This is a genomic window from Prolixibacteraceae bacterium, from assembly GCA_019856515.1.
GTDB lineage: Bacteria > Bacteroidota > Bacteroidia > Bacteroidales > Prolixibacteraceae > Halosquirtibacter > Halosquirtibacter xylanolyticus.
The window spans coordinates 3,173,673-3,195,755 of sequence record CP082230.1 but is presented as its reverse complement, the minus strand read 5'-3'; the positions used below and the strand labels follow the sequence as shown (position 1 = coordinate 3,195,755).

At 37.1% G+C, this 22,083-nt stretch carries 18 protein-coding genes; 2 read left to right on the top strand and 16 right to left on the bottom strand.

Features of this window, described 5'->3' with window-relative positions:
• The first annotated feature begins 6 nt into the window (after positions 1-6).
• On the top strand, positions 7-648 hold the full coding sequence (locus tag K5X82_11665) for a hypothetical protein (GenBank protein QZT35950.1): 642 nt from the start codon (positions 7-9) through the stop codon (positions 646-648).
• Positions 649-704: 56 nt separating this feature from the next.
• Here the strand turns inward: K5X82_11665 and K5X82_11660 are convergent, their stop codons facing one another.
• The 4 genes from K5X82_11660 to K5X82_11645 form a co-directional block, all read right to left on the bottom strand.
• A complete protein-coding gene (locus tag K5X82_11660) occupies positions 705-1,706 on the bottom strand; it encodes a 2-hydroxyacid dehydrogenase (GenBank protein ID QZT35949.1) in 1,002 nt (333 codons plus the stop codon).
• 71 nt (positions 1,707-1,777) lie between these two features.
• Positions 1,778-3,718 (bottom strand): DNA primase, encoded by a 1,941-nt coding sequence (dnaG, locus tag K5X82_11655; protein QZT35948.1) that lies wholly within the window; start codon positions 3,716-3,718, stop codon positions 1,778-1,780.
• Positions 3,719-4,352: 634 nt separating this feature from the next.
• On the bottom strand, positions 4,353-6,740 hold the full coding sequence (locus tag K5X82_11650) for an erythromycin esterase family protein (GenBank protein QZT35947.1): 2,388 nt from the start codon (positions 6,738-6,740) through the stop codon (positions 4,353-4,355).
• Positions 6,741-7,026: 286 nt separating this feature from the next.
• Positions 7,027-8,328, bottom strand: coding sequence for a hypothetical protein (locus K5X82_11645; protein ID QZT35946.1), 1,302 nt, complete (start codon positions 8,326-8,328; stop codon positions 7,027-7,029).
• A gap of 141 nt (positions 8,329-8,469) precedes the next feature.
• Here K5X82_11645 and K5X82_11640 point away from each other — a divergent pair, with 141 nt between their 5' ends.
• Positions 8,470-9,075, top strand: a complete 606-nt coding sequence (locus tag K5X82_11640; GenBank protein QZT35945.1) for a riboflavin synthase — start codon at positions 8,470-8,472, stop codon at positions 9,073-9,075.
• A gap of 137 nt (positions 9,076-9,212) precedes the next feature.
• Here the strand turns inward: K5X82_11640 and K5X82_11635 are convergent, their stop codons facing one another.
• The 12 genes from K5X82_11635 to K5X82_11580 all read right to left on the bottom strand — a co-directional run bounded on the left by K5X82_11635 (position 9,213) and on the right by K5X82_11580 (position 21,978).
• Complete coding sequence (locus K5X82_11635; GenBank protein ID QZT35944.1) at positions 9,213-9,644, bottom strand: DUF3192 domain-containing protein; 432 nt, start codon at positions 9,642-9,644, stop codon at positions 9,213-9,215.
• 596 nt (positions 9,645-10,240) lie between these two features.
• Positions 10,241-11,131 (bottom strand): hypothetical protein, encoded by an 891-nt coding sequence (locus tag K5X82_11630; protein ID QZT35943.1) that lies wholly within the window; start codon positions 11,129-11,131, stop codon positions 10,241-10,243.
• Between the two features lie 149 nt (positions 11,132-11,280).
• Positions 11,281-13,662: a TonB-dependent receptor gene (locus tag K5X82_11625; GenBank protein ID QZT35942.1), complete on the bottom strand. Its 2,382-nt coding sequence runs from the start codon at positions 13,660-13,662 to the stop codon at positions 11,281-11,283.
• A 173-nt stretch (positions 13,663-13,835) separates the two neighbouring features.
• Positions 13,836-14,204 (bottom strand): hypothetical protein, encoded by a 369-nt coding sequence (locus tag K5X82_11620; GenBank protein ID QZT35941.1) that lies wholly within the window; start codon positions 14,202-14,204, stop codon positions 13,836-13,838.
• Between the two features lie 193 nt (positions 14,205-14,397).
• Positions 14,398-14,925, bottom strand: a complete 528-nt coding sequence (locus K5X82_11615; GenBank protein QZT35940.1) for a hypothetical protein — start codon at positions 14,923-14,925, stop codon at positions 14,398-14,400.
• 9 nt (positions 14,926-14,934) lie between these two features.
• A complete protein-coding gene (locus K5X82_11610; protein ID QZT35939.1) occupies positions 14,935-15,828 on the bottom strand; it encodes a DUF5777 family beta-barrel protein in 894 nt (297 codons plus the stop codon).
• On the bottom strand, positions 15,798-16,142 hold the full coding sequence (locus K5X82_11605; protein ID QZT35938.1) for a hypothetical protein: 345 nt from the start codon (positions 16,140-16,142) through the stop codon (positions 15,798-15,800). Before K5X82_11605 ends, K5X82_11610 begins: the two co-directional genes overlap by 31 nt.
• A 58-nt stretch (positions 16,143-16,200) precedes the next feature.
• Positions 16,201-16,659: a hypothetical protein gene (locus tag K5X82_11600; GenBank protein QZT35937.1), complete on the bottom strand. Its 459-nt coding sequence runs from the start codon at positions 16,657-16,659 to the stop codon at positions 16,201-16,203.
• Positions 16,660-16,931: 272 nt separating this feature from the next.
• The gene (locus tag K5X82_11595; protein ID QZT35936.1) at positions 16,932-18,149 is read right to left on the bottom strand and encodes an OprO/OprP family phosphate-selective porin; all 1,218 of its coding nucleotides are present in this window, start codon (positions 18,147-18,149) and stop codon (positions 16,932-16,934) included.
• An 8-nt stretch (positions 18,150-18,157) separates the two neighbouring features.
• Positions 18,158-19,348 (bottom strand): hypothetical protein, encoded by a 1,191-nt coding sequence (locus K5X82_11590; GenBank protein QZT35935.1) that lies wholly within the window; start codon positions 19,346-19,348, stop codon positions 18,158-18,160.
• A 44-nt stretch (positions 19,349-19,392) separates the two neighbouring features.
• On the bottom strand, positions 19,393-20,802 hold the full coding sequence (locus K5X82_11585) for a thiol oxidoreductase (protein QZT35934.1): 1,410 nt from the start codon (positions 20,800-20,802) through the stop codon (positions 19,393-19,395).
• A 63-nt stretch (positions 20,803-20,865) separates the two neighbouring features.
• Positions 20,866-21,978 carry a hypothetical protein gene (locus K5X82_11580; GenBank protein QZT35933.1) on the bottom strand — a complete coding sequence of 371 codons (1,113 nt, stop codon included), beginning with the start codon at positions 21,976-21,978 and terminating at the stop codon, positions 20,866-20,868.
• Positions 21,979-22,083: the final 105 nt, after the last annotated feature.

Genomic DNA, 22,083 nt, shown 5'->3' with positions numbered 1-22,083 from the left:
AAGAATATGAAAAAGGTATTATTATGCCTCGGGATTCTACTCCTTGGAAGTAGTCTGTTTGCACAGAAACATAGCCTCTCTTTTGGAGTTGGTGTCGAGGGACAACAGAAGGGTTATTTTGGCATGGGACCAATATACCAGCTATCCTATAGACATCTGGTACTAGATTGGGTGCAACTTGAGATGGCAGGATCGATTAGTCTATTTGATGATACTGGTTATCCCTCTTTTGAAAAGTGGAAGAGCAATAGTTATAGATCCACAAGTTCCATATCGAATTTAACAAGTCAGTCTTTAGAGTTAAATGCTGTAGTAAGAGCCATCCGACTCGGGGCTTTAGATATTTCATTCACCGTAGGGACCCGATTAAAGCTATACGATTATATCCACGTTGTTATGGATAAACATGGTGTTGATTTGATCGAGAATAAGACTACAGAGATCTCTTTTAGAGAGGGGGATGAATTTCGTGTGAAGGATATCACAGCTTTATCTATTCCTGTTGGATTGGAGGTCTCTTATAATCTTAAGAATCATATGGTACTAAGATTATCGGGTTCTTACGATAAGGATCAATGGTACTCTTCTGATCTAGATTATAAACGAGATAGTTTTAGGGCGATGGCTGCCATTGGATATCGATTCTAACAAATAAAAAATGAAGAGTAGAATAGGAGCTAAATACTCCTTTCTACTCCTCTTTATTAATCCAATTTCACTTCGTTTTTCAATGTCTTGCCATCAAAAAAGTCTTTAATGTTATTTAGTGTGGTATCGGCAATATTCATAAATGCCTCTTTCGTAAAGAAAGCTTGATGAGAGGTTACAATCACATTGTTGAAAGTCAGTAGACGAGCAAGTACATCATCTTCTAATACTTGATCGGATAAGTCCTCAAAAAAGAATTCACTCTCCTCTTCGTATACATCTAAACCTGCAGCAGATACCTTACCCGATTTTAGTCCTTCAATAAGGTCTAATGTTTTGATCAGTTTCCCTCTACCTGTATTGATGATCATCACACCCTCTTTCATCATATCGATGGCATCTTTATCAATGAGCCACTTCGTCTCGCGGGTGAGTGGACAGTTAAGTGAGATGACATCGGATTGCTGGAATATAGTGTCTAAATCGGTATAGGTATATCCTAGTTTCTTGGCCAGCTTATCATCAGGATAAGGATCATAGGCCAATACTTCCATCTCAAACCCTTTAAGGATCTTAATTAATGCCTTACCTATCTTTCCTGTTCCAATCACCCCTGCAGTTTTCCCACTAAGGTTATACCCCATCAGCCCATTAAGTGAGAAGTTGGCATCTCTGGTGCGGAAATATGCACGATGGATCTTTCTGTTTAGCGATAGCATTAACGCAACAGTGTGTTCTGCAATGGCATTAGGAGAGTATGCAGGAACTCGGACTACCTTAATCTTATCTTTCGCAGCACGTATATCGACATTGTTAAAACCAGCACAACGTAGTGCAATTAGTTTTACCCCATAGTTATGAAGCTTGTTAATAACTTTCTCGTTAATGATATCATTAACGAAGATGACCACAACATCGGCATCTTGAGCCAATAGGATATTATCCTCTGTAAGGTGATAGAAGACAAAACGTACATCAAACCCCATCTTTTCAGCTAACGGTTGATATATATCTTTGTCATACGGTTTGGTGTCAAAGAATGTTATCTTGGGTCTCATAATAGATCAAATTGTTTAATATCCTCCTAAACAATTTAACCTACATTTTGTTTTGTGTTTTGGTACGATATTTATCCGTTAAATGCACGCTGTCCAAGCGAAAGGGAAAGTACCTTTTCTATCTCCTTCAGATTTTGAATATCACGTTGTAATGTCATGATCTTCTCAAAATCATCTTGGTGGTTTATATGGGCCATCTCGGTTATCTTATCTTTAATCATCTTTCGAACCCTACTCAATTTATAGTTCTCTACCACTTTCGGAATCAGCGTAAAGAGAATATCCTCTGTATGTTCGATATAGTTACCTTGTTGTACCCACAACTTACTTTCTGTATACTTATTGGTCAAAAGCTTACTTGCCAAGCGACTCATACTCATGTCAGGATGATGAATAAAGTATCTGTTCGGTTCGAAGTTAAACTGATTTAGATGTGCTTTATATTCATCAAACATATCCTGAAAAAGGCGATTCTGAGAGGTGAGGTTGTCTGCCTCTAGTTCGTCAAAGATATAGTTAGCCACCTTAACTGTCCTGGTTCTATTGGTTCCCTCGATAGGCTCTTCCATAAGATCCATTGGACCATACTTTAAAAGAAAACGTAGTATCTCTCTCTCCTCAAGTTCGTAAGGATTCTCCTCTATAAACATATCCATCGGGCCAAAATGTGGAGGCACCACTTGTCGCTGTTTCTTATGTAACTGCTCCGCCTGTTTCTCTTGGAACTTGCGTAGCTCTTGATAAAGATTTTCCTCTCTAATCTGCATCAATCGACTACACTCTCTCATATACCTCATCCTAAGATGATGATATGGAATGATGGAGATGAGACGAACAATTTCAGTAATTGCATTTGCTCGTGAGATAGGGTCATTCTGTGTTTGACTCAATCTCGCAATAGAGGCATACTCAATAAAGTCTTTTTGGTTATCAAGGATGTATTGCTTAAAATTACTGTGGTTGCGTGCAAAGGAATCCGGGTCTTCTCCTTCAGGAAGAGGAACAACTTTAACTTGCATCCCCTCTTGTAGTGTTAGCTCCACACCACGAATGGCAGCTCCAATACCAGCACTATCCCCATCATATATGATGGTAACCGTATTGGTAAATCTTCGTAGAAGGCGTACCTGTTCAATGGTCAAGGAGGTACCAGCAGAGGCCACCACATTCTTAACTCCAGCCATATGCATCGAAACCACATCGGTATACCCCTCTACAATATAGCAGTTCTGTGTGGCTACCACCTCCTCCTTGGCTTGATAAAGGCCATAGAGCACCTGACTCTTGTGATAGATTTCGGTCTCTGGAGAGTTGATATATTTTGCAATTTTTTTATCCTTATTTTCGGCCATCGTACGTCCCCCAAACCCAATGCTCTTACCCGAGATATTGTGAATAGGAAAAATCACTCTCGACTCGAATCGGTCACGTATCCAATTGTCTCTTCTGATGGTTACCCCAATTTGTTCCAGCTCCTCGATATTGGCACCATTTACTTGTGCCGCTTTGGTCATCTCCCCATGAGAACGAGGACAATAACCAATATGAAAAGCTTCAATAGCCTCTTTGTTGATACCTCTCTGGGTAAGATAACTAAGTGCAATACTTTTCCCTTCATCGGTCTCCATTAACTGATGTTGAAAGAACTGTTTACACCACTCTGAGATCTCCATCAACTTTTGCTTCTGAGACTGTGGAATATCGTGTGTATCCGTCCACTCTTTGGGAAGGTCAATATTATATTTTTTGATCACCAAATGAAGGGCCTGCTCAAAACTTAATGTCTCATGCTCCATGATAAATTGAAGTACATTTCCTGCCCTTCCACACTCTAAACATCGATACATCCCAGGGTTATTGTAAACCATCAGGCTCTCCGATGTCCCATGGTGAAAAGGACACATTCCGACCTTGTGATCCCCTCTCTCTTCTAAAACAAGAAATTGTGAAATCACCTGATCTATAGGTGGTAATGACTGGATAATCTTATCGATGTACTTTTGCTCTATCATGAAATTCTTCAAAAAATGTAAACAGCACAAATATACGAAAAGATAAGATCTGTATGCGCTATTACCTCCCCCTATTTCCTATAGACCTCCTTCGTACCTGCTAGGGGGATGATAGGTACCTCCTTCGACCTTTGTCCATGGTTTAGCCATGTTTCGTCCATGGTTCAGCCACCGTAACCCCCGAAATCGATGGACAAACCATGGACAAACCATGGACAAACCATGGATAGACCATGGACAAAGGTAGGAGAAGGTACGAAGGAGATACGGAGAAGGGGCCTATGAACTCCTGTGAATCTTCATGCCACAAAGCATGATTTTGCGAAGTATTGTCTGTAGATATGTACGGATGTTTTTCCATTGTGATGATGAATTAAGTCTCTATATTTAGTGAATGCAGTTTCGTGCGATGCTGCATTCGCTCTATTTAAATATATAAAAACATGGTAATAACTCAAAAATAAAGTGTCTATTTGTTTGAAATGAAGTGAGTTGTGTCTACTTTAGGTTGAAAAGTAGTAATAAGTAATCGCCAATAGCTACCTCTTTTTATCAACAAATCACCTTTGGGTTTGTAACTTCTCTGGTTCTGTGGAATATATCATTCAATGGATACTATTTTTTCGAGAACGTTTTACAACTTGCGATGATCTAAATGATGGTATTTTTCCCAAGATTTATCATCCTTACTTTTGATGTTTTTGGGAGAGGTGAAAACTTCAAAACTATCTATTTTTTGAATATGATCTACAGATGTTTTGATGTTAAAGAAGGTTTGCCACCCTTTTAGATCAAAAGATTTCCCATTTTTAGTGCATATTCCTTTTTGTTGTAATACCAACCTTCCGGAGTCGATAACATACTTTTCATTGTGTTTTTTATATGTAATAGTTTCATATAGAGATAATTCTGTAGTGGTGTCCATTATATTTAGGAACTTGTTAATTTTAGGAATATTGAACTCCCAATGGATATCGATCTTAATTACAGCATAATCCGATGCATTAATGAAAAAGGTTCCTATTACCTTCTCAACATCTAGTCCTTCAGCATAACGATATCTGTATTTACGTTCGAAATCTACCTTGTAGACTTTTTGGCTATCCAATTTACTCGTTCCTGATAGTTTAAGTTTGAGTCTATTTATTTGATCTTTTTTTAAAAGATGTGTGGTACTAATTAAATCAAAATAGGGCATAAAGTAAGTAGCAGTTGCGACAAAGCAAGCACTACTTCTATAAGATTCAATATTATAATTGAAGTCAATTGTATCATAAGCAGCTTGAGTTTGTCTTACATACATATTCTCTTTGTAGTTTACGCCATTTTTATCATATAATAGTGCAAGTAGTTTCGATTGAACCTTTAGTCCATTAGCATCTGCTAGTTGTCCTCTACTGTAGATCTCAATATTGTAGTCCTCTTGGATATAGTTATTGGGGATATTACGAATTGCTTTCTTTAAGATCTCTTTGGGATCTAGGGCTTTGGCTTGAACCATTACTTCGTCGAGAACACGATCTTCTTTTTTTAGAACGACTGTTTCAGGGATATGGTCTATAGGAAGTTCTCTACTGGTATAGCCAATACAGGAGAAAAGAATTGTTTTGGTATCAATATCTTTGGGCATGAAGAGTTCATAGTGGCCATCTTGGTAGCTAACCGTACCAATCAACTCCTCTTTTAGGCCTATATTACAAAATGGGATAGCCTTGTTATTTTGATCTACCACAACCCCTTTTATATGAATCGAATGGTTTTCGTTGTCCGTAGTGGTAACCTCTATCTCTTGGTCTTCATCTGAATTACTTGACGAATTGGCAAGAGAAGTGGGCTCTGTTTTAGGGATATAGATAAATGCATCAAACACATCACTCCATTCCGCACTGAGTCGTGTATGTTCTATTGCATAGGATTCAAATAGTCCTTTGTTATTTAAGTCGATCCATTGATAAGGAGCACCTTCTTTCATCAATTTATATTCTATACTGTTTTCAGATAACCTACCAATATTGCTTTCTTCACCAAATGCTCCATACTCCCCGGAGCCAATGATTGGAGCATAAGAGAAGATACGGTCCTCTAGTTGATTTTTTAAATGTCGCCCCATCGGTTTATATTGAAGTAACTCTTTGTTTTTAGTCGAAGATAGGTCATTCGCAAAATGAGTAGATGCTCCCCAGCAAACCACCTTCTCGTTGGGATGTTGACTTAAGTGAAACAGTAGGTTTTTTGCCATCTGGAGATCTCTATTATTACTCATATAGGCTTTAAACTCTTTAGGACTCACACTGCCTGGGTGGTTTTCATAATAATCCCTTGCCATAGTTTCAGTGCTCTCGATGAACTGTATCCATAGCTCTAAGTCTTCAGACCCCTCTCCTTTTATATTTTTAAGACACTTTGTTATTCGTTTAAGATTTTTGCCAAATGTCCGAAAGTCCTCATGACTTAACTTCGTATCAAAGATTGTTCCAAAATTAGTAAATACTTTCTTTAAAAGCTCATAGTCAATATCTTCCTCTTTATGGTGTTTGTTTAATAGACTTTTAAGATCATTAACAAAGTCATTGGTTGAATAACCTCCTGTGAATTGACTGTCAAAACCAATGATCTGAATTTCAGATTTATTATTCCTAATATATTGGATTAGTTCTTGGAAAATGTCGGTGGAAGCCCATATAGAAAAGACACTATTGGTTATTTCTTCTCCAACCTCTTCTCCCTCATCAATATTCTTCTGCGCTCTGTAAAGATCATATAAGCCACTCTCAAAAGCGATGGTATTATATCCCATCTCTTCGTGTAGAAACTTAATGAAATGAATATTGAACTCCATGACGGCTCTTTCTCCATGGGTTGCATCTCCTATTAGTATGACCTGTTTGTTTTTAAGCTTTTCTGTTAATATTTTTTTATTAACAATAAAGTAATTGTTCAGTGCAGTCGTATCATTTTGTGTAGTACGACCTTTTGTAACTCCTAGACTTAGGAATAATAAACAAAATAGAAGAACTTTCATATGAATGAATTTAGAGTTAAGGTATCGTTTTCATTGACAAGGTTTGATTGAAATAGTGATCTTATAGTCTTTATAGACCTGCTAGTATCAATTAAATAGTCTTGTCTTTAGCTTAAGTAAATGATAAGGACATTTTTGTTCTAAAATAAATTGCATTATTGTAGTATAATTATACCTATAATAACATTAATTAACAAATATGATTGATTGAATCTTTGAATAAATTAGAAGTCTTCTAAAATAAATATTACGATGTGTTTTTATTCTATGCTTGGTTGGATAGGCTTTATATTGTTCCCATGTTTTGGAGTTCTCCCCAGATCATATCTTCGGGGAGGTTAATATGTTTGCTTAATTCGGTTACATATACTCCTTTTACGATAGCATCAGGGATAACATGTATTACTTGAATAATCTTCATAAAGACGGAAGAGTTGTCTAGTCCAAGTTCTTCTTTATTTTTATACATGGTCTTTACTAGGTAGAATAACCAATCTTTGGCTTGTGCTACGTGCTCTTCGAAAGAAGATATTCGCTGTTCTTGAAGATAAGATACTAGGTGTGGTGTGTTGATATCTACAACTCTTACACTTACTCCTTCATGGATAAGTTTAGAGATACGATTGTAAGTCTCCATAATGGATGCAATATCATCACCACTCCATAGTGTGATATTATTAGAGAAGCGTACAATCTGTTTGATGTGTGGTCCTGAGAGTAGATTTCGAGGGATGGATACGCTATTATGTAGTTGGTTTCGATGTAGGTAGATCATCTCTAATGGATGCATGGTAAGATGGCATCCTTTTTTCTTTAGGATATCGCCTTTGGCTTGGTAGATACCTAGAATCTCTTTTTCGGGTTGAAAGCTAGGGGATTCTGGTAGCATACTGAAGCCGTATGAGCTATCCATCTCATTAATTTTGATTCCACTAAATCCTGCAACTCTACCAGCTACGGTCAAGATGGGGAAGATAATATGATTACGAAAGAAGTCTTTTGAGTTCTGACCATCCGAGACGGTTAATGCTGTGGCTTCAACAATCTCTTTTTTGTAGCCTTTGGATGCGATGGCTTTTACCAAAGTGTCTCCTTGGGATAGAGATAAGCCTATTTTGAATGTGTCTATGATATCCGAACTGATACCCCATTGATGTAAGAAAGGTTGAAATTTTGGGTGATCAGAGGCGTCTTGCATCTTCTTTAACTCTTGATGGTAGTACCCTTGTGTCCAAGTCAGAATCAGTTGGCGTGCTTCACGATCTTTTCTACGTTGTGCTGCTTCAGGGGTCTCTTCTTCCTCTTCCACCTCGATATGGTATTTGTTGGCCAACTGTTTGATGGCATCTAAAAAGTTTATTCGATGGTATTTCATCATGAAGCCTACAGAGTCGCCTGCTTCTCCACAGCCAAAGCATTTGAAGATACCTTTGGCCGGAGATACGGTGAAGGAAGGGGTTTTTTCGTTATGAAACGGACATAAGCCAAGAAGGTTCACCCCTCGTTTTCTTAGGTCCACCTCTTCTCCTACTACCTCTTCAATCTTAGCAGTATCGATCACTTTATCTATGGTCGTTTGATCTATCATCGTAAAAAGAATTAACTTTAATACAAAATAACAAAAGAAATCGTCAACTAAAAACCTGTAGTGTAGATCTTTTCTCTTTGAATGGAATCGTCATGAAAAAATAGTACTTTTGAAGTACAATCGTAATTAAAAGTGTTGCATATGTTTTCAGGTATTGTAGAAGGAATGGGAACAGTAGTTGCCATTGAACAAGAAAAAGAGAATTATCACTTCACGCTGTCTTGTAATTTTGTAGACGAGTTGAAAATTGATCAAAGTATTGCACATAATGGTGTATGTTTGACTGTTGTATCTTTAAAAGATTCGACGTATACAGTTACTGCTATTAAGGAGACGTTAGAGAAGACGAATCTACGTACATGGGAAGTAGGCTCAAAAGTTAACTTAGAGCGTAGTATGCCGATGAATGGACGTTTAGATGGACATATTGTACAGGGGCATGTAGACCAGACAGCTATTTGTAAGAAGGTAGAAGAGGTGGATGGAAGTTGGTACTTCACATTCCAGTATGCTTTTGATAAAGAGATGGCTCGTAAAGGTTATATGACTGTGGAGAAAGGTTCTGTTACTGTTAATGGAACGAGTCTTACTGTTGTTAATTCTCAGGATGATTCATTCCAAGTTGCTATTATTCCTTATACTTACGAGTTCACAAACTTCCATACCTTTAAAGAGGGGTCTGTGATTAATATTGAATTTGATATTATAGGTAAGTACTTAAGTAAAATGATGACTTATCAAGCATAATAACAAAAGAGAGAATGTGGTTAGCATTCTCTCTTTTATCTTTCTTACATTATGATTTAAGAGTAACCAGTGAGATTTGTCTAGATGAAGTTATCAGTTGTACCAACTAAATCATTTCATCTGTCCACTTGGAATTATTACTTCTTCTTATCAATAGAGGGAACACCTCTGTAATCTTCTGGTGTGATATCTTTTACATCACAAAAGTCTAAATAGGATTTCCATCCGATACCAACGACTTGATTATTTTCGAAAGTAATTGGGGTTAATTCATTCATATTGATCTGACCATCTGCAGAGATCTTATCCGTGTAGAACCATAGGGTCGAGATAACATCCCCATTCTTAAGTGTGGTAAGCGTTTTGTTGTATGGGTTATTGTATAACTGCCCAAACTCGGTAGTTGATTTCGTTATCTTATTGGTTAATGCCAATACTTCATCTTCACTCATTCCTGCTTGTACTTTCGACAGTCCTATCTTGTTATAGGTTCTTAATTTGCCTGTGGTCGCACAAGATGAAACGATTATCAAAGCAACAAAAGCTACTAGTAAGTGGATTCTTTTCATTTCTTTGTTGTTTTATGCCCTTTATTTAAAAAAATGAAGGTGCTTAATGTAATGTTGATTGTTCGATATTTAGGAAGAGATGATGCTCTTCATTTTTTATGCATAATACAAAGATATACAACAATATATAACTTTGTGCGAATTAAGATAGTAAATGTTTTTTATGAAAATAAAAAACCGTAATACTTTTATCGATTTATCCCACTTCTATAGATTGATCATCATATTCTAGGTTATTACCTGTCGATGAATATATCTGTAGTTTAACAAGCAGGAGAACTGGTGATTGTCTTGTGATAAGCCATCTAATGTAATCTATCTTTAGCTTCCATTATAGGTGGGCAATATTTTTATATAATTGATCTTTCCCTGAGTTGTAGATAGTTGATTATCCGTTTATGCCTTCTCTGAGAAATATATATTCGGAACAGTTTACCCTGCACTTTATGAATAGGTAATAACCATAATAAAGAACGAAGTGAGGGGTTCTTCTCATTCGGATCTGTAACCCGTTATGGGTTGTTGTTATCCAATAAAAACTCCCTTTATACAATAGAATTGGATAGAGGGAGCTTTTATTGATAGGTTTTAAAACCTTATTTTATCTCTAGAGATGTTTCTCCAATGTTGTTACCATCCGTAAATAGATGTACTACATATTTACCTTTAGAAAGAGGTGGTTTATTGGTATTGTCCCAATATATTGCAATTGGTAAAGCTTCTCCTTCGTAATTAACTGATCTAACAGCACTGTACTGTATTTTTGAATCTTCGTATTTGAAAGTGTTGTCTTCCTCTTCGACCAAGAGATTTTCAAATGGATCCATAATACGTATATAGATATTCTTTTCTCCTCTCTTTGCCGTTACATTCTTGGATAAGGTGCAAGTGATCTTCAGTTTTTCAATTTTTCTGGCTTTGTGATTCTCTTTCCCTTTTTTGTTTATCCCGATGGCCTTAATATTTTGAGCTTCTAGAGTCGCAGCAATAGAGATCTGTTCTTTTAGCTCCTCGTTGCTTTGCGAGAGTTTTTCATTCTTTTTACTGACTTTAGCAATTTTTTGCTTCACTTGATTGTTCTCAGCAAGTAGAATGGCATTTCTTTTGTTCAAAGAGTCTATCTGGACAATATAGTTACGCATAATTTTGCGAAGCGTTGTTACCTCTTTTCTGTATCTTGAGATCTGTTTGTAACTTGCTTTTTTTGTCTGCTCTACTTCAGTAAGCAACTGTCTGACTTGCTCAGAAGCCATCTGCAGACTTTGGGTTAGTGTGTCGTTTTCTACAGTTAAAGAATCATAACCAACAGAGATCCGTTGCAGTTCGATCTGTAAAGAGTCCTTCTCTTGCCCCATTTCTGAGAGGACCTCATTGTGTTGACTTCTCTCGGTGAAGTATAGAATAAGCATCACTGCAAGTACTACAGAGAGAGCAATCACTATGATGCTTTTCTTCTTTTCTGTATTGTTGATATTATCTTTCAGCATAACTTCCGATTCCTTTGATGTGATTTCGATTTATACAAAAATAGCAAGAAAAACAACTGAAGCAAATGGATGGTGTATGGGATTATCGAATAAAGAAGCCCTTTTGCAATGATATGCAAAAGGGCTTTGTGTTTTCAGTTGGTAAATTCTTAAAGTAGGTTACCTATTTTAAGACCAAAAAATACGGTTCTTGGTTGACCAGGACCATAAATATATCCTGAATCTCTATCTCCTCCTTTATCAAAGTCAGACTGATAATCGTTAAGAATATTTTTAACGCCACCATCTAATATAATGCTAATACCTCCAGGAAGCATCCATGTTTTAGAGATTTTGAATCCCAAATCGTAGAAGTCTGGACTTTTCTTAACGGTCGTGATATAGTTGCCTTCACTATCTTGTGGGTTGGTATTTCCTGAGTAAGGAACCAACATCGTCCCTGTATATGTTCCATTTGCCGCAAATGTCCAATCTCTTACAGGACTATATGCTAATGTAACGTAACCATAGTTCTCGGGAGTTCTGAAATACTCTTTATATCCTTCTATACTGTTTTCACTAGGGTCTTTAAAATAACTACGTTGAATAGTATAGCCTGATTGAAGCGTTAATTTACGGCCAAGAGCAGCGTTCAGCTCTAGGTTAACCCCTTTAACAACACTACCTTCTTTTGCATTTTTACGAGTGTACTCTACAACCCCTTCAGGTGAAGGAGCTCCATAATCAAATACAAATGTGTCGTTAAGTTTAGTGTAAAACCCTTCTACTAAGAACTGTAAACTATTGTGTTCTCCAATATCCGGTGTGATACTATATGACCCCGTATAACTTACTGAAGATTCTTGTTTAAGATTTGCATCATTAACGTGAACTACTTTACGTGCTTGTGACACTTCGATATGTAGATCCTCATTAAAAACTTGCGGTGCACGATATCCTGTAGATACGCTACCTCTCAATTGAGACCATTTCGTGATATCATACTTAAGTGATATTCTCGGAGAGAGAACATTTCCAGAAGGTACTGTATTCCCTTTCTCTTCTTTATCGGTAATGTTATAATGGTCATATCTTGCTCCCAAACTAAGGGTAGCTCTTGAGGTCTTCAACTCCCATTGTGCAAATGTTCCAAAGATATTTAATGACTGATCTGTAATGTTTGTCTCTTTAGGAGCCCGTGGATCTGTTTTGTCAATCTTGTTGTCCGAGAGCTTGTCTCCTGTGTGTTCTACTCCCACAGTAATATCTGAATCAAAATAGCCTAGTTCGAATTTTTGGTTAAATTGTGTTCCAATGTTATAAGCAAGATCTGTAGTATTTCCGAATGCCGCTGGATCTTGGTTTGCTCCATAATATGAGTCACGGTTAATGTGTTGCATAGAACCGTAGATGTTTAGAACCCCATTGTTACCAGTGAATAGTTTCCACTCCGAAGTTACTGTGTTTAATTGATGTTGAACACTCTCTGCTATATTTGACTCCACCTCTGGTTTGTCTAGCTGGTCTCCACCTCTGCGATCTTCATTAATATGAAAATAATCTAGAGTGAGTTTGCTTCGCATACCCGTTTTATAGAAACTTCTAAAACCGATTGTTTTATTCTTTAGCTCTGCCACTTCAGAAAATCCATCCCCATTTGAATCATATGCCCCTTTGTCTCGATAGAATCCAAATAGAGATATTCCCGCTTTGTTATTGTCAGTAACCATGGATGCATTGAAGTTAACATTGAAATCATTGGCAGGAGTTTCACCTGTTCCTGTTCCAATATTATTGTATGTGGTAGACACCTGAAATGTGTTATCGATAGGGTCTTTTGTAATCATATTGATTGTTCCTGCTATAGCACTTGAACCATATAGCGCTGATCCACCACCTCTTACTACTTCCACTCTTTCAATCATGTTGGTTGGAATCAGTTCTAGTCCATACACCGCAGCAAGACCACTAAAGATGGAACGTCCATTGATGAGGATTTGAGAATAAGCTCCTTCCATACCGTTCATACGTACTTGAGTGAAACCGCAGTTTTGGCAGTCGGTCTCCATACGAACTCCTGGAGAGAAGTTCAACCCTTCACTAAGCGTAACAGCACTTGTCTGTGTGAATAACTTAGGATTAATCGTATTTACAATAACGGCTGCTTCTTTTCTATTGGTTTCATTACGATTCGCCGAAATTACCACTTGGTCTAAACCAATATGGTCCTCTTTCATGTCTAGATTAAGTACTATTGACGTACCTTTCTTAATGTTTATCTCTTTCGTAATTGGTTTATATCCTACCGCTTTACATACAATGGTGTGTTGTCCTTCAGGGAGGTTCTGAAGCTTGTATTTTCCATTTACATCAGATGCAGATCCAATGGTTGTTCCTGAGATAAATATATTTACAAATGGTATCGCTTGGTTTTCACAAGTAACTGCTCCTGAAATGCTATTTGCTGGTGATTTTTTCGTATCAGCATATAAGTTCCCTAATGATATGGTACACATTAGTATACCACATAGTAATATCTTGAATAATTTCATTATTGTAAAATTGTAGTGTATTAAGTAATGTTGTTATACGTTGGTGTACAACAAGTTTCGCATACCATGAAAGAGGTCAAATAGTTGACTTTTTGTGTCGTACGCAAGTGCTAGAGGTCGACTTATGTAAATAACAAGTGTCGAGATCTATTAAAATAATGGATGAAATTCATTTAAGATAATGAGGGAGGTCCTCGGAGTCTAATAGACGGACATTCTGTAAGTACAATTCGATCGATTTGATCACATTTATTGATACTTTGAATGTGTATGGTATCGGGAGGAACGATAGGTTTATCAGCAAGTAACCATGTTATAGATTGCCATGAGAAACCATGGTAGTTGGTACAGTTATTATGTTGATGTCCATTGGTTCCCGATTGATCAGGAGAGCTTAGAGGGTGAAAGTGCCAAATGACTTCACCATTGTCCAAAGTATGCGAGTGCATCGTCACTATGGATAGCATTTGCATCCATAACAACATTCCAAGAATAAATATTCTGGAAGTAATTGCAGCTATTTTCTTTATACATTTGGTCATTTCGCTGCTAAGATAGCTAAATTGGATTAAATAAATCTAATTTTTACTTGTAGTGATCTTTATTTAGACAAAATGATGGGATTGTATTTACTATGGTGTTGTTACTATGCTAAGCATTTAGGGTTGGTTTATAAGATTGTAATGGTAGGTAGCTGAATGTTTAAATTTTAAACATTCAGCTACCTACCATTAATTATTTGAAAGAGGTAATCTCTTGAACCGTTTCTCCATGTACGATATTCCAAAGTACATAACAGAGTTCTCCAGCACCTGAAATCCACTCTAATTTAGGCTTATCTTTTACGCTTGCTCCGCTATAAGCATCAATCTCATATAGCTCATTTTCATTTGCTTTTGCACTGCCAGAGTGAAGCTTGAGTTCAGAGAAACGAGATGCTGGTGCTGTTAGAATCTTGTTTAGCTTCTGAAGTTGCTTCGCATTTAATACTTTTCCATTATACTTCTGGAGTACATAGCCATGAGTACCTTTAATTTCAGAGAATTTACCTTGGCTATCCCAAGTTATTTCTACATCAAAGGATAACTCTTTCTTATTGGCACCAACCATTTTTACTTCACGCTTAAACCACTTCTTAGTGTCTTTTTTAACGACGTTAAGAGTGGAAAACGTAATGTCCCCTAGGTCTTGAGTTGGTATTGGCATCCATGCAATGATGGGTATAATACAACCTAAGATGAAAAGAGTTTTAAGATATTTCATTTTTTACTATTACTTTTTATGATGTAGTCTTACAGAAATATTAAATCCAATCCTTAGATTATCCATGCTGATATCGTAAGGGTTGTTTGCAATATTTTCACCTGTATTAATTCCATACTGATTGGAAACAAAGAACTGAAATTTATGGGTTGGTGTCCCATAGCTTATTCCAGTTGAGAAGCCATCTTTTCCAATCTCCGTGCGCTTGTTTTCGCCTGCTAGTGATCCCAACGCAAAGTTGTGCTGGTAAGTAGCAAATAGACCTAACTTTTTCATTAGTCGATATCCCATTGCTAAAGAGAATGCCCCAGCATCATGTGGTTGCTTGGGTAATGCCGCATTATGATGGGCATAATAGATCCCTGCCATCACATTGGTTTTATATCCAATCTGTTTCTCTGCAACCACTTGATTCAAATAGCTCCAACGATTGGCAGCATGGTAGGTTACTCCATAGTTCTCTTCTCCCATACCACTATAGCTTGTTGTCAAGATATAGGTTAAAGATAATGGCATACTATTATCAGATTTCTGCGTAAGAATTCGATATTTAAGAGATAGGTCATAAAAACGTTTCTCTTTCTCTGCATCAAATATTACGGAGAAATTAGAAGTCACACCATAAGCAAGTCCCATGGTGATATTGCTTGGAGAATAGATTCCAAACATCTCTGATGCACCATCACTTATTGCACCAAATCGATGAAATATGCGTAGTTGCAAATCTCCTTGACGTAATGTTTGTGAGGTTTGTAGATTATTAATATTTGTTCCCCAAAAAAGAGGAAACAACTCTTTACTTCTACTCTCCCTCTTCGCTCGGTTATTTCCTTGGGTCGAAAAAGAGACTAAACAAAGGAGAATATAGAGGCCTAATTTTCCAAAGCGCCTTCTTTTATCCATAATTCAATTTTTTTCAGTTGGTTATCATTTAAACTACTACTTGTTGGATGTCCTTCCTTTAACTTTGTTAATAGAGTCGGATTATTCTTGTTTACTAATTGACGTTGTTTTAGTATCTCATATGCACCTGGTGTTTCTAAAGAGAATGCAGATCCACGATCTTTGTGACACATAATACATTTATCATTAAACAGTGGAACGATATCTTCTTGATATGAAGCCGTCTCTATTTTCTCAAAATCGATCTCATTGTAGGAGCATCCTCCGAGTGTTATTGCTAATAAACAACCAAACATACAAATTTTATGTTTCATTATGTATAGAATTGAATTATGTGAACATATTATTTATATAATTTATGCCAAGATAAATTTAATTATCTAATGCACCCTCATTTATCCACGTTTCAATCATCTTTATTTGTTGCGGTTCCAAGACTTCATATTGATGATCCCATGCAATATTTTTTGTTAGAACCTTAAGGAGAAAACTATTTGAAAGGTCGTTTGGTGTGACTCTTTTCATCTTTGTTTTATGTGCATCGACTTGAACTAGATTTGAATAAGCATCATTTGGGTCTAATGAGAGGTGACCATTTTCACTTGCAAGATTTGCCGTATGGCACATGATGCACTGTTTGAATAGCCCATACTTTAAACGATGGAATGAAGCAAGATTAGCCGAAATATCTATATTTTGAGCTTTTAATGTTACAATAATTTCTTTTTCAAGTATGGATGACTTGATTGATTTCCCTTGTTTGGCCTCAATCTTAAGTGTGTAATTGCCCTCAGGAGCATTATGGAATACACATTGTTGATTTGTTTCCATTTTGAGCTCTATCGTTTCAATAGCACTCGTTTGTTTACCTTTATATAGTGATGCATATAATCTTTGTCTACTAGCTACTAAAGTCGGATTAGAAAGTGATATATCGCACGTTATTGTGCCACCGAGATTTATATCTGGGGTTGTATCGCTAGTATTGGAACACGATGAGCAAAAAGTCATCGTTAGAATAAATAGTATTATTGCGTTTTTCATGATGAAGATAAATGGTTTACCCAAGCAGTAAAGCTTGGGTAAGAGTTTAAGAAAAATGATTAGAATGAAAACTGTAACTGAACCATTGCTTGGTGTTCTGAGAGTCCATTGTCATCATCGTTTGCTTCAAATTCGGTATCATGTCCCATTTTGCTGAGGTGGCGATAGAAAGCCTGTATCTTTAAATTATTATTGAGAATAAAATAATTTAAACCAATAGAGTTTGCCATGAGTGTTCCATTTACTTTAGTTGAATTTCTATCCATAAAATCAATGCGTACTGTTGGTTGTAGTTTCTTTCCAATAAAGTAACCTGCTTGTGCATATGCTCCCCAATAGCTATATAATGGCGCAGTTTTTTGACGCTCTACATAGTTCATGGTCATGGTATAAGCTTCTGCATTGAAGTATAACTTGTTTCTTAGATATGCAAATTCGACTCCAGTCCTGTAGTCATTGCTACTTTCTGCATTCGCTTCAATATTTGCAGATCCAGAGAGAGCGAAAAGCATTTTATGGTTATGCAGATCAGTTGGACTTCCTTGATGAAGAGGCATCTGACCTAATGGCATGTAGGCCAACCTTGCAGCGTATAACAGTGATGGGATATTATAGTCATCACTTAAGGTTTTCGTGGCTTGATTCGTTCCTATGCCTGTGCCATTGAATACACCAATGCGATAGTCCCAAACGTTGTTTACCAACCCGTGCATTTGTACTCCAATATCGAAGCCTGTTGCGATCTTAGGGTTTACACTGTTAAGTCCGAAAGGCATATTAACTGTCGTTTGCATGGACATGGGTGGAACAGGAAAGAGTGTTTGTCCCAGACGAACAAGATAAGCTTGGTTGTAAGGTGTCTTGAATTTTCCGACTCGAAATCGTATCGATGACTTTAAGTTGATATCAATCCATGCTTGATTAAGTAGTGCAGCACCTGATGCCGCAGTGTTTAATGCAATATTATAGGTGATTTTATTAAATGCTGTTCCAGCAAAACCAACTAATGCATATGGAATGGCAAAGCCAGAATTGAGAACATTATCCTGGTCCATTAGGCTTAGACCTTCATCATCGTAGTAATTGAACTGAGCTCTGGTTTGAATTAAAACATAAGGCTTAAATAGGAAGTCGCCTGCACCCGTTTTAAAAGAGATTCCATCTTTTCCATTCAGTGAAATAAGATCGTTCTCAATATAGCTCTCGTTTGTTTTATTGTTTTGTGCATTGGCAGTTAGGATAAACATAACTGCCAATATAAGTGATATATACTTCATGTTCTAGTTTAGAAATTTGCGAAAGTCGGATTATTCATCGACTTTATCGCAATACACTCAATCTCGATCAACCAGCCTGGTCTACATACAGGAGCTAGTACGATTACTTTGGGTGTATTGGGATAGCGTTCGTTATAATAAGTTTCAATAATTGAGTAGTCTGCCACATCTCTTAAGTAGATGATCATTTGCATGATATTATTTGGGCTTGCCTCCTCTTCTTTCAGCAATGCTGAGATATTCTCCATCGCTCTATCAGCTTGTAGAACGATATGGTTGGGATGAACGATCTCACCTTTGTTATCAATACTTGCAGTTCCAGAGATGTAAATATGTTTACGGTCACCGAACTCGATAGCAGTTCCTCTTTCAAATCGGACACCATATTCATGGGTAGGATTTAGATGAGTTAATGCTTGAATGTATCTTACCTGATCTTTACTAAGTCCTTTGACAGCATAAGCATCCATTAGTACATTTTTCTTTACATCAAGATCTCTTCCTTCAATTCCTGTACTTGTTACAAAATGGTTTGATGGAATCAATCCTACGGTATCGAAATAATCATTTCTTGCCTCTACAACTCCTTGATAGTTGGTGTCTACATCCCTTACATAAAGCCATGTACGATGACACATGTCAGAAAAATGATAGCCTTTCCCCTCAAGTAATTTATGGTATTCAGCAAAAATATTCTCTGTTTGTTGGTATGAACTTCCGTTATCTTGAGAAACCAATTTACCACTCCATAGATGGCTATAAGCTCCCTTGTGAATCTCTGTATGATGAGGTGCATTAGAGTGATCGATAACCATCTCTTCTTCCGTCTCGATAAGGTAGGCATATAGAGTACACTTAACATGATTCAATGGAGGTTGTTGTACCCATGAAATGGTTGATTCAATACCATTGTCTTTTAGCATGTCTACATCAGTGATGATTTCACTTTGATTGGTGATATCACTAAAGAAAATACGTTGAAATACAAGATGACAGTTCTTTTTCCCTCTTTCAAGAATAAATGACAGTAGTGCTTCTTTAAGAACTTGATACTGCTCGTAGAAGTTGTTAATACCACGAGGGGTTATCATCATGTGGTGTTCAGATGTCCTCTCTTTTGTAAAAGTAGAGATTGACATTTGACATTTATCACTCCTTTTATTCCACATTACTGGCAACATATTGCTTTCTCTTTTCATCTTTGTTGTATTTTCATTGTTTATTTATTTTACTAAATTACATTTTAAAGAGAATTGACAAAAGCAATTAGTGATTGACGGTCATCTGTATTCATGTTAGAGAATATCTGTCGTGAGACATCTCCTTCTCCTCCATGCCACATAATGGCCTCTAATACGTTTCTTGCTCGTCCATCATGAAGCATATCTGTATGACCATTAACAATTTTTTGTAGTCCTCCTCCCCATAAAGGAGTCGTTCTCCATTCATCTCCAGAAGCATTATACTGAGAAAAGTCATCTCCTAACTTCGGTCCCATGTCGTGAACTAAGAAGTCTGAGTATGGATGAATGGTTTGTCCTCCTAACCATGGAAGATTGGTTCCGTCAATTAGAGTTGCTCCTTCAGGTCTTGTATGTAGTGTCTCTACATGACAAAGGTGACATTTCGCTTTTCGAAACATCTTCTCTCCATACTTGACCATTTCGCTATTAATATTTCGTCGAGAGGGTACCCCCAAACAGTGGAGATAAAGATCTACATCAGCCATGTCGTCAGAGGATATTTCTATTCGTTGTTCTCCTGTTACTTGAGGCTGACCATAAGCAATCTCAAGAGGGTAACGATGATTTGTAATCCCCATATCAGAGAGGAATCCTAATTCAACAGTTAAGTCGGCATGATGTGCTTTATGTCCTGTTAAACCGATTTGTTTTTTTCCTCGTTCAAAAACCCAGTTGATCTCTCCCGATATTCCATATTCTGGATATTGCTTCTTTTCTAAAGATCTAATTTCATCTAAGTCCAATGCCATAATCTGTCCCATTCCTACATGACGTAATGGGGTTCTTACGGTCATCTCCACTTGACTCATGTCAATGTCTTCAGCATAGAAGTCTGTAATCCAATAACGAGGAACTCGAAGAGAGTATTCAGTTCCATCTGGAAGTTTATGTTTCTCTTCTGTATATTCTACATGTACTTTACCTTCAGGTTTCATTCCATATACCGCGTGATCATGAAGAACCCTACCATAGTTACGATGGTATTGATCATTAGGTGTTCTGAAAAATGTAAGAAATGAAGAGAAGTCACCTGGTCCTGTTCCGCCATCTCTAATAAGTGAAGATTTGGTTCGTCCACTGTTGTTATGACAACTTCCACATGATGTTCCACAGAATAGAGGTCCTCGTCCTCCTGTACGTGGGTCGTCGCTCGTATCTCGCGGGTCGTCATAGAGTGCATCCCCATCAAGAAATCGATCATATAGCTTACCTGAAGCCCAGTCGGCATTGGTGTCGTATGCTTTACTTGTCGCAGTAAAGATCGTAGATACTCCAGCCGACAATTCTCTTGCAGATGCCATTTTCACCGTACTATTAATATCCGGTTTGGTGACATCTTTGTTTGCATCCCTTTCGCATGAGAGTAGTATGAGTGCGAAAAGCATAATCTTGAAGTAGTTTTGTAACATTTGGCTATAGAGTTTTAATAAAACCACTTAAAGCGTCCCAGACTCTTTAAGTGGTTTATGTTATTACTTAACAAAGATTGGACGAACCTCTTTTGTGAAGATATCGTTCAATGCATTAAGTTGTTCCATTGCTACAGTAACTTCGTTTGCTGTAAGGTTATTTCTAAATGGGCTTGGTATTGCACCTATTTTACTAATTGCGAGTTCAATATTCTCAAGAACCTTTTTATCCAATTCGGGATTTTTCTTTTTCACGATATCAGATAGAGAAGCACCTGTGTTTTTCGCATCAATACCACCAATATATGAGTGCTTTATACTACGAACATTATCTTGGAAATCAAGTAATGAATTCCAACTGTACCAAGACTCTACATCAAGAGGGTTTCCACTTTTGTGTGGTGAGCCTAACTTTTGATTTCCAACTTCGTCCGCAATATCTAGAATTCCTTGAAGAATCTGGTCTACTGCTGATACTTGAATAGGGTATGCTCCACCAACTTTTCCTGATTTGACAAAACTTGGTCCGTAAGGTACACTGATAGACTTGTCTATTCCTTCAAGAATCTCTGCATCATTGGTTCCTTTTTCTGCTCCTGCCCAACTTGAATAAAGAAGGACACACTCATTACGAAGTACTTCAGTCACTCCTGAAAGGTATTCCATCTCTCTTGCTGTAATTTCTGCTGCAGCACGTGCTTTCCCTTTACGGAACATTAGATATTCAATGGTGTGAAATCCTCGAAGTTGAGCACCTTTAGTATCACTGATATTTGAAGCCGATAAAGTTTCATTACTAGCCAATACTTGCTCTAGTTGTGTTAAATCAAGTGGCCATGAATCTAAATATGGGTCTAGGTTTCGTTCATCAGCAGGTCCAAAAAGGAAAGCCTCACTTTGTTCCCAATATTTTCTTGTAGCCTGCCAAGCTTTACATGCTTCAACGACATTTGCGTCGGTCTTGTTTGTTTGAAGTGCTTTTACCTTTGTTAATAAGTCTTTGGAGTTGTCCTTCATTCCTTTGTAAGTCGGAATAACTGTTTTATTAACGTAGGAGTCAAGAATTCCACCGTAAATATCAGTATTAGTCTGTTCTAAAGTTGTGTCGTCTTTTTTTTCACAACTTGTAGCAATTATCGCTAAAGCAACAAAGGCTAGTTGAATTAATTTTTTCATGATTATATTTGTAGTTGATAAGTGTAATTGAATTTATTTGATTACAAAATGGTGTGGCTACACTTCTGTTGCGGATTGAAGTGTAGCCCTCTTCACCTAAACTAT

What these genes read in the sequence shown, in the direction of transcription:
- K5X82_11665 (QZT35950.1), top strand. Translation starts at nt 7, where the DNA reads ATGAAAAAGGTATTATTATGCCTCGGGATTCTACTCCTTGGAAGTAGT.
- K5X82_11620 (QZT35941.1), bottom strand. Translation starts at nt 14,204, where the DNA reads ATGACCAAATGTATAAAGAAAATAGCTGCAATTACTTCCAGAATATTT.
- K5X82_11590 (QZT35935.1), bottom strand. Translation starts at nt 19,348, where the DNA reads ATGAAAAGAGAAAGCAATATGTTGCCAGTAATGTGGAATAAAAGGAGT.
- K5X82_11600 (QZT35937.1), bottom strand. Translation starts at nt 16,659, where the DNA reads ATGGAAACAAATCAACAATGTGTATTCCATAATGCTCCTGAGGGCAAT.
- K5X82_11660 (QZT35949.1), bottom strand. Translation starts at nt 1,706, where the DNA reads ATGAGACCCAAGATAACATTCTTTGACACCAAACCGTATGACAAAGAT.
- K5X82_11580 (QZT35933.1), bottom strand. Translation starts at nt 21,978, where the DNA reads ATGAAAAAATTAATTCAACTAGCCTTTGTTGCTTTAGCGATAATTGCT.
- dnaG (QZT35948.1), bottom strand. Translation starts at nt 3,718, where the DNA reads ATGATAGAGCAAAAGTACATCGATAAGATTATCCAGTCATTACCACCT.
- K5X82_11645 (QZT35946.1), bottom strand. Translation starts at nt 8,328, where the DNA reads ATGATAGATCAAACGACCATAGATAAAGTGATCGATACTGCTAAGATT.
- K5X82_11630 (QZT35943.1), bottom strand. Translation starts at nt 11,131, where the DNA reads ATGCTGAAAGATAATATCAACAATACAGAAAAGAAGAAAAGCATCATA.
- K5X82_11595 (QZT35936.1), bottom strand. Translation starts at nt 18,149, where the DNA reads ATGAAGTATATATCACTTATATTGGCAGTTATGTTTATCCTAACTGCC.
- K5X82_11585 (QZT35934.1), bottom strand. Translation starts at nt 20,802, where the DNA reads ATGTTACAAAACTACTTCAAGATTATGCTTTTCGCACTCATACTACTC.
- K5X82_11625 (QZT35942.1), bottom strand. Translation starts at nt 13,662, where the DNA reads ATGAAATTATTCAAGATATTACTATGTGGTATACTAATGTGTACCATA.
- K5X82_11640 (QZT35945.1), top strand. Translation starts at nt 8,470, where the DNA reads ATGTTTTCAGGTATTGTAGAAGGAATGGGAACAGTAGTTGCCATTGAA.
- K5X82_11635 (QZT35944.1), bottom strand. Translation starts at nt 9,644, where the DNA reads ATGAAAAGAATCCACTTACTAGTAGCTTTTGTTGCTTTGATAATCGTT.
- K5X82_11615 (QZT35940.1), bottom strand. Translation starts at nt 14,925, where the DNA reads ATGAAATATCTTAAAACTCTTTTCATCTTAGGTTGTATTATACCCATC.
- K5X82_11605 (QZT35938.1), bottom strand. Translation starts at nt 16,142, where the DNA reads ATGAAACATAAAATTTGTATGTTTGGTTGTTTATTAGCAATAACACTC.
- K5X82_11610 (QZT35939.1), bottom strand. Translation starts at nt 15,828, where the DNA reads ATGGATAAAAGAAGGCGCTTTGGAAAATTAGGCCTCTATATTCTCCTT.
- K5X82_11650 (QZT35947.1), bottom strand. Translation starts at nt 6,740, where the DNA reads ATGAAAGTTCTTCTATTTTGTTTATTATTCCTAAGTCTAGGAGTTACA.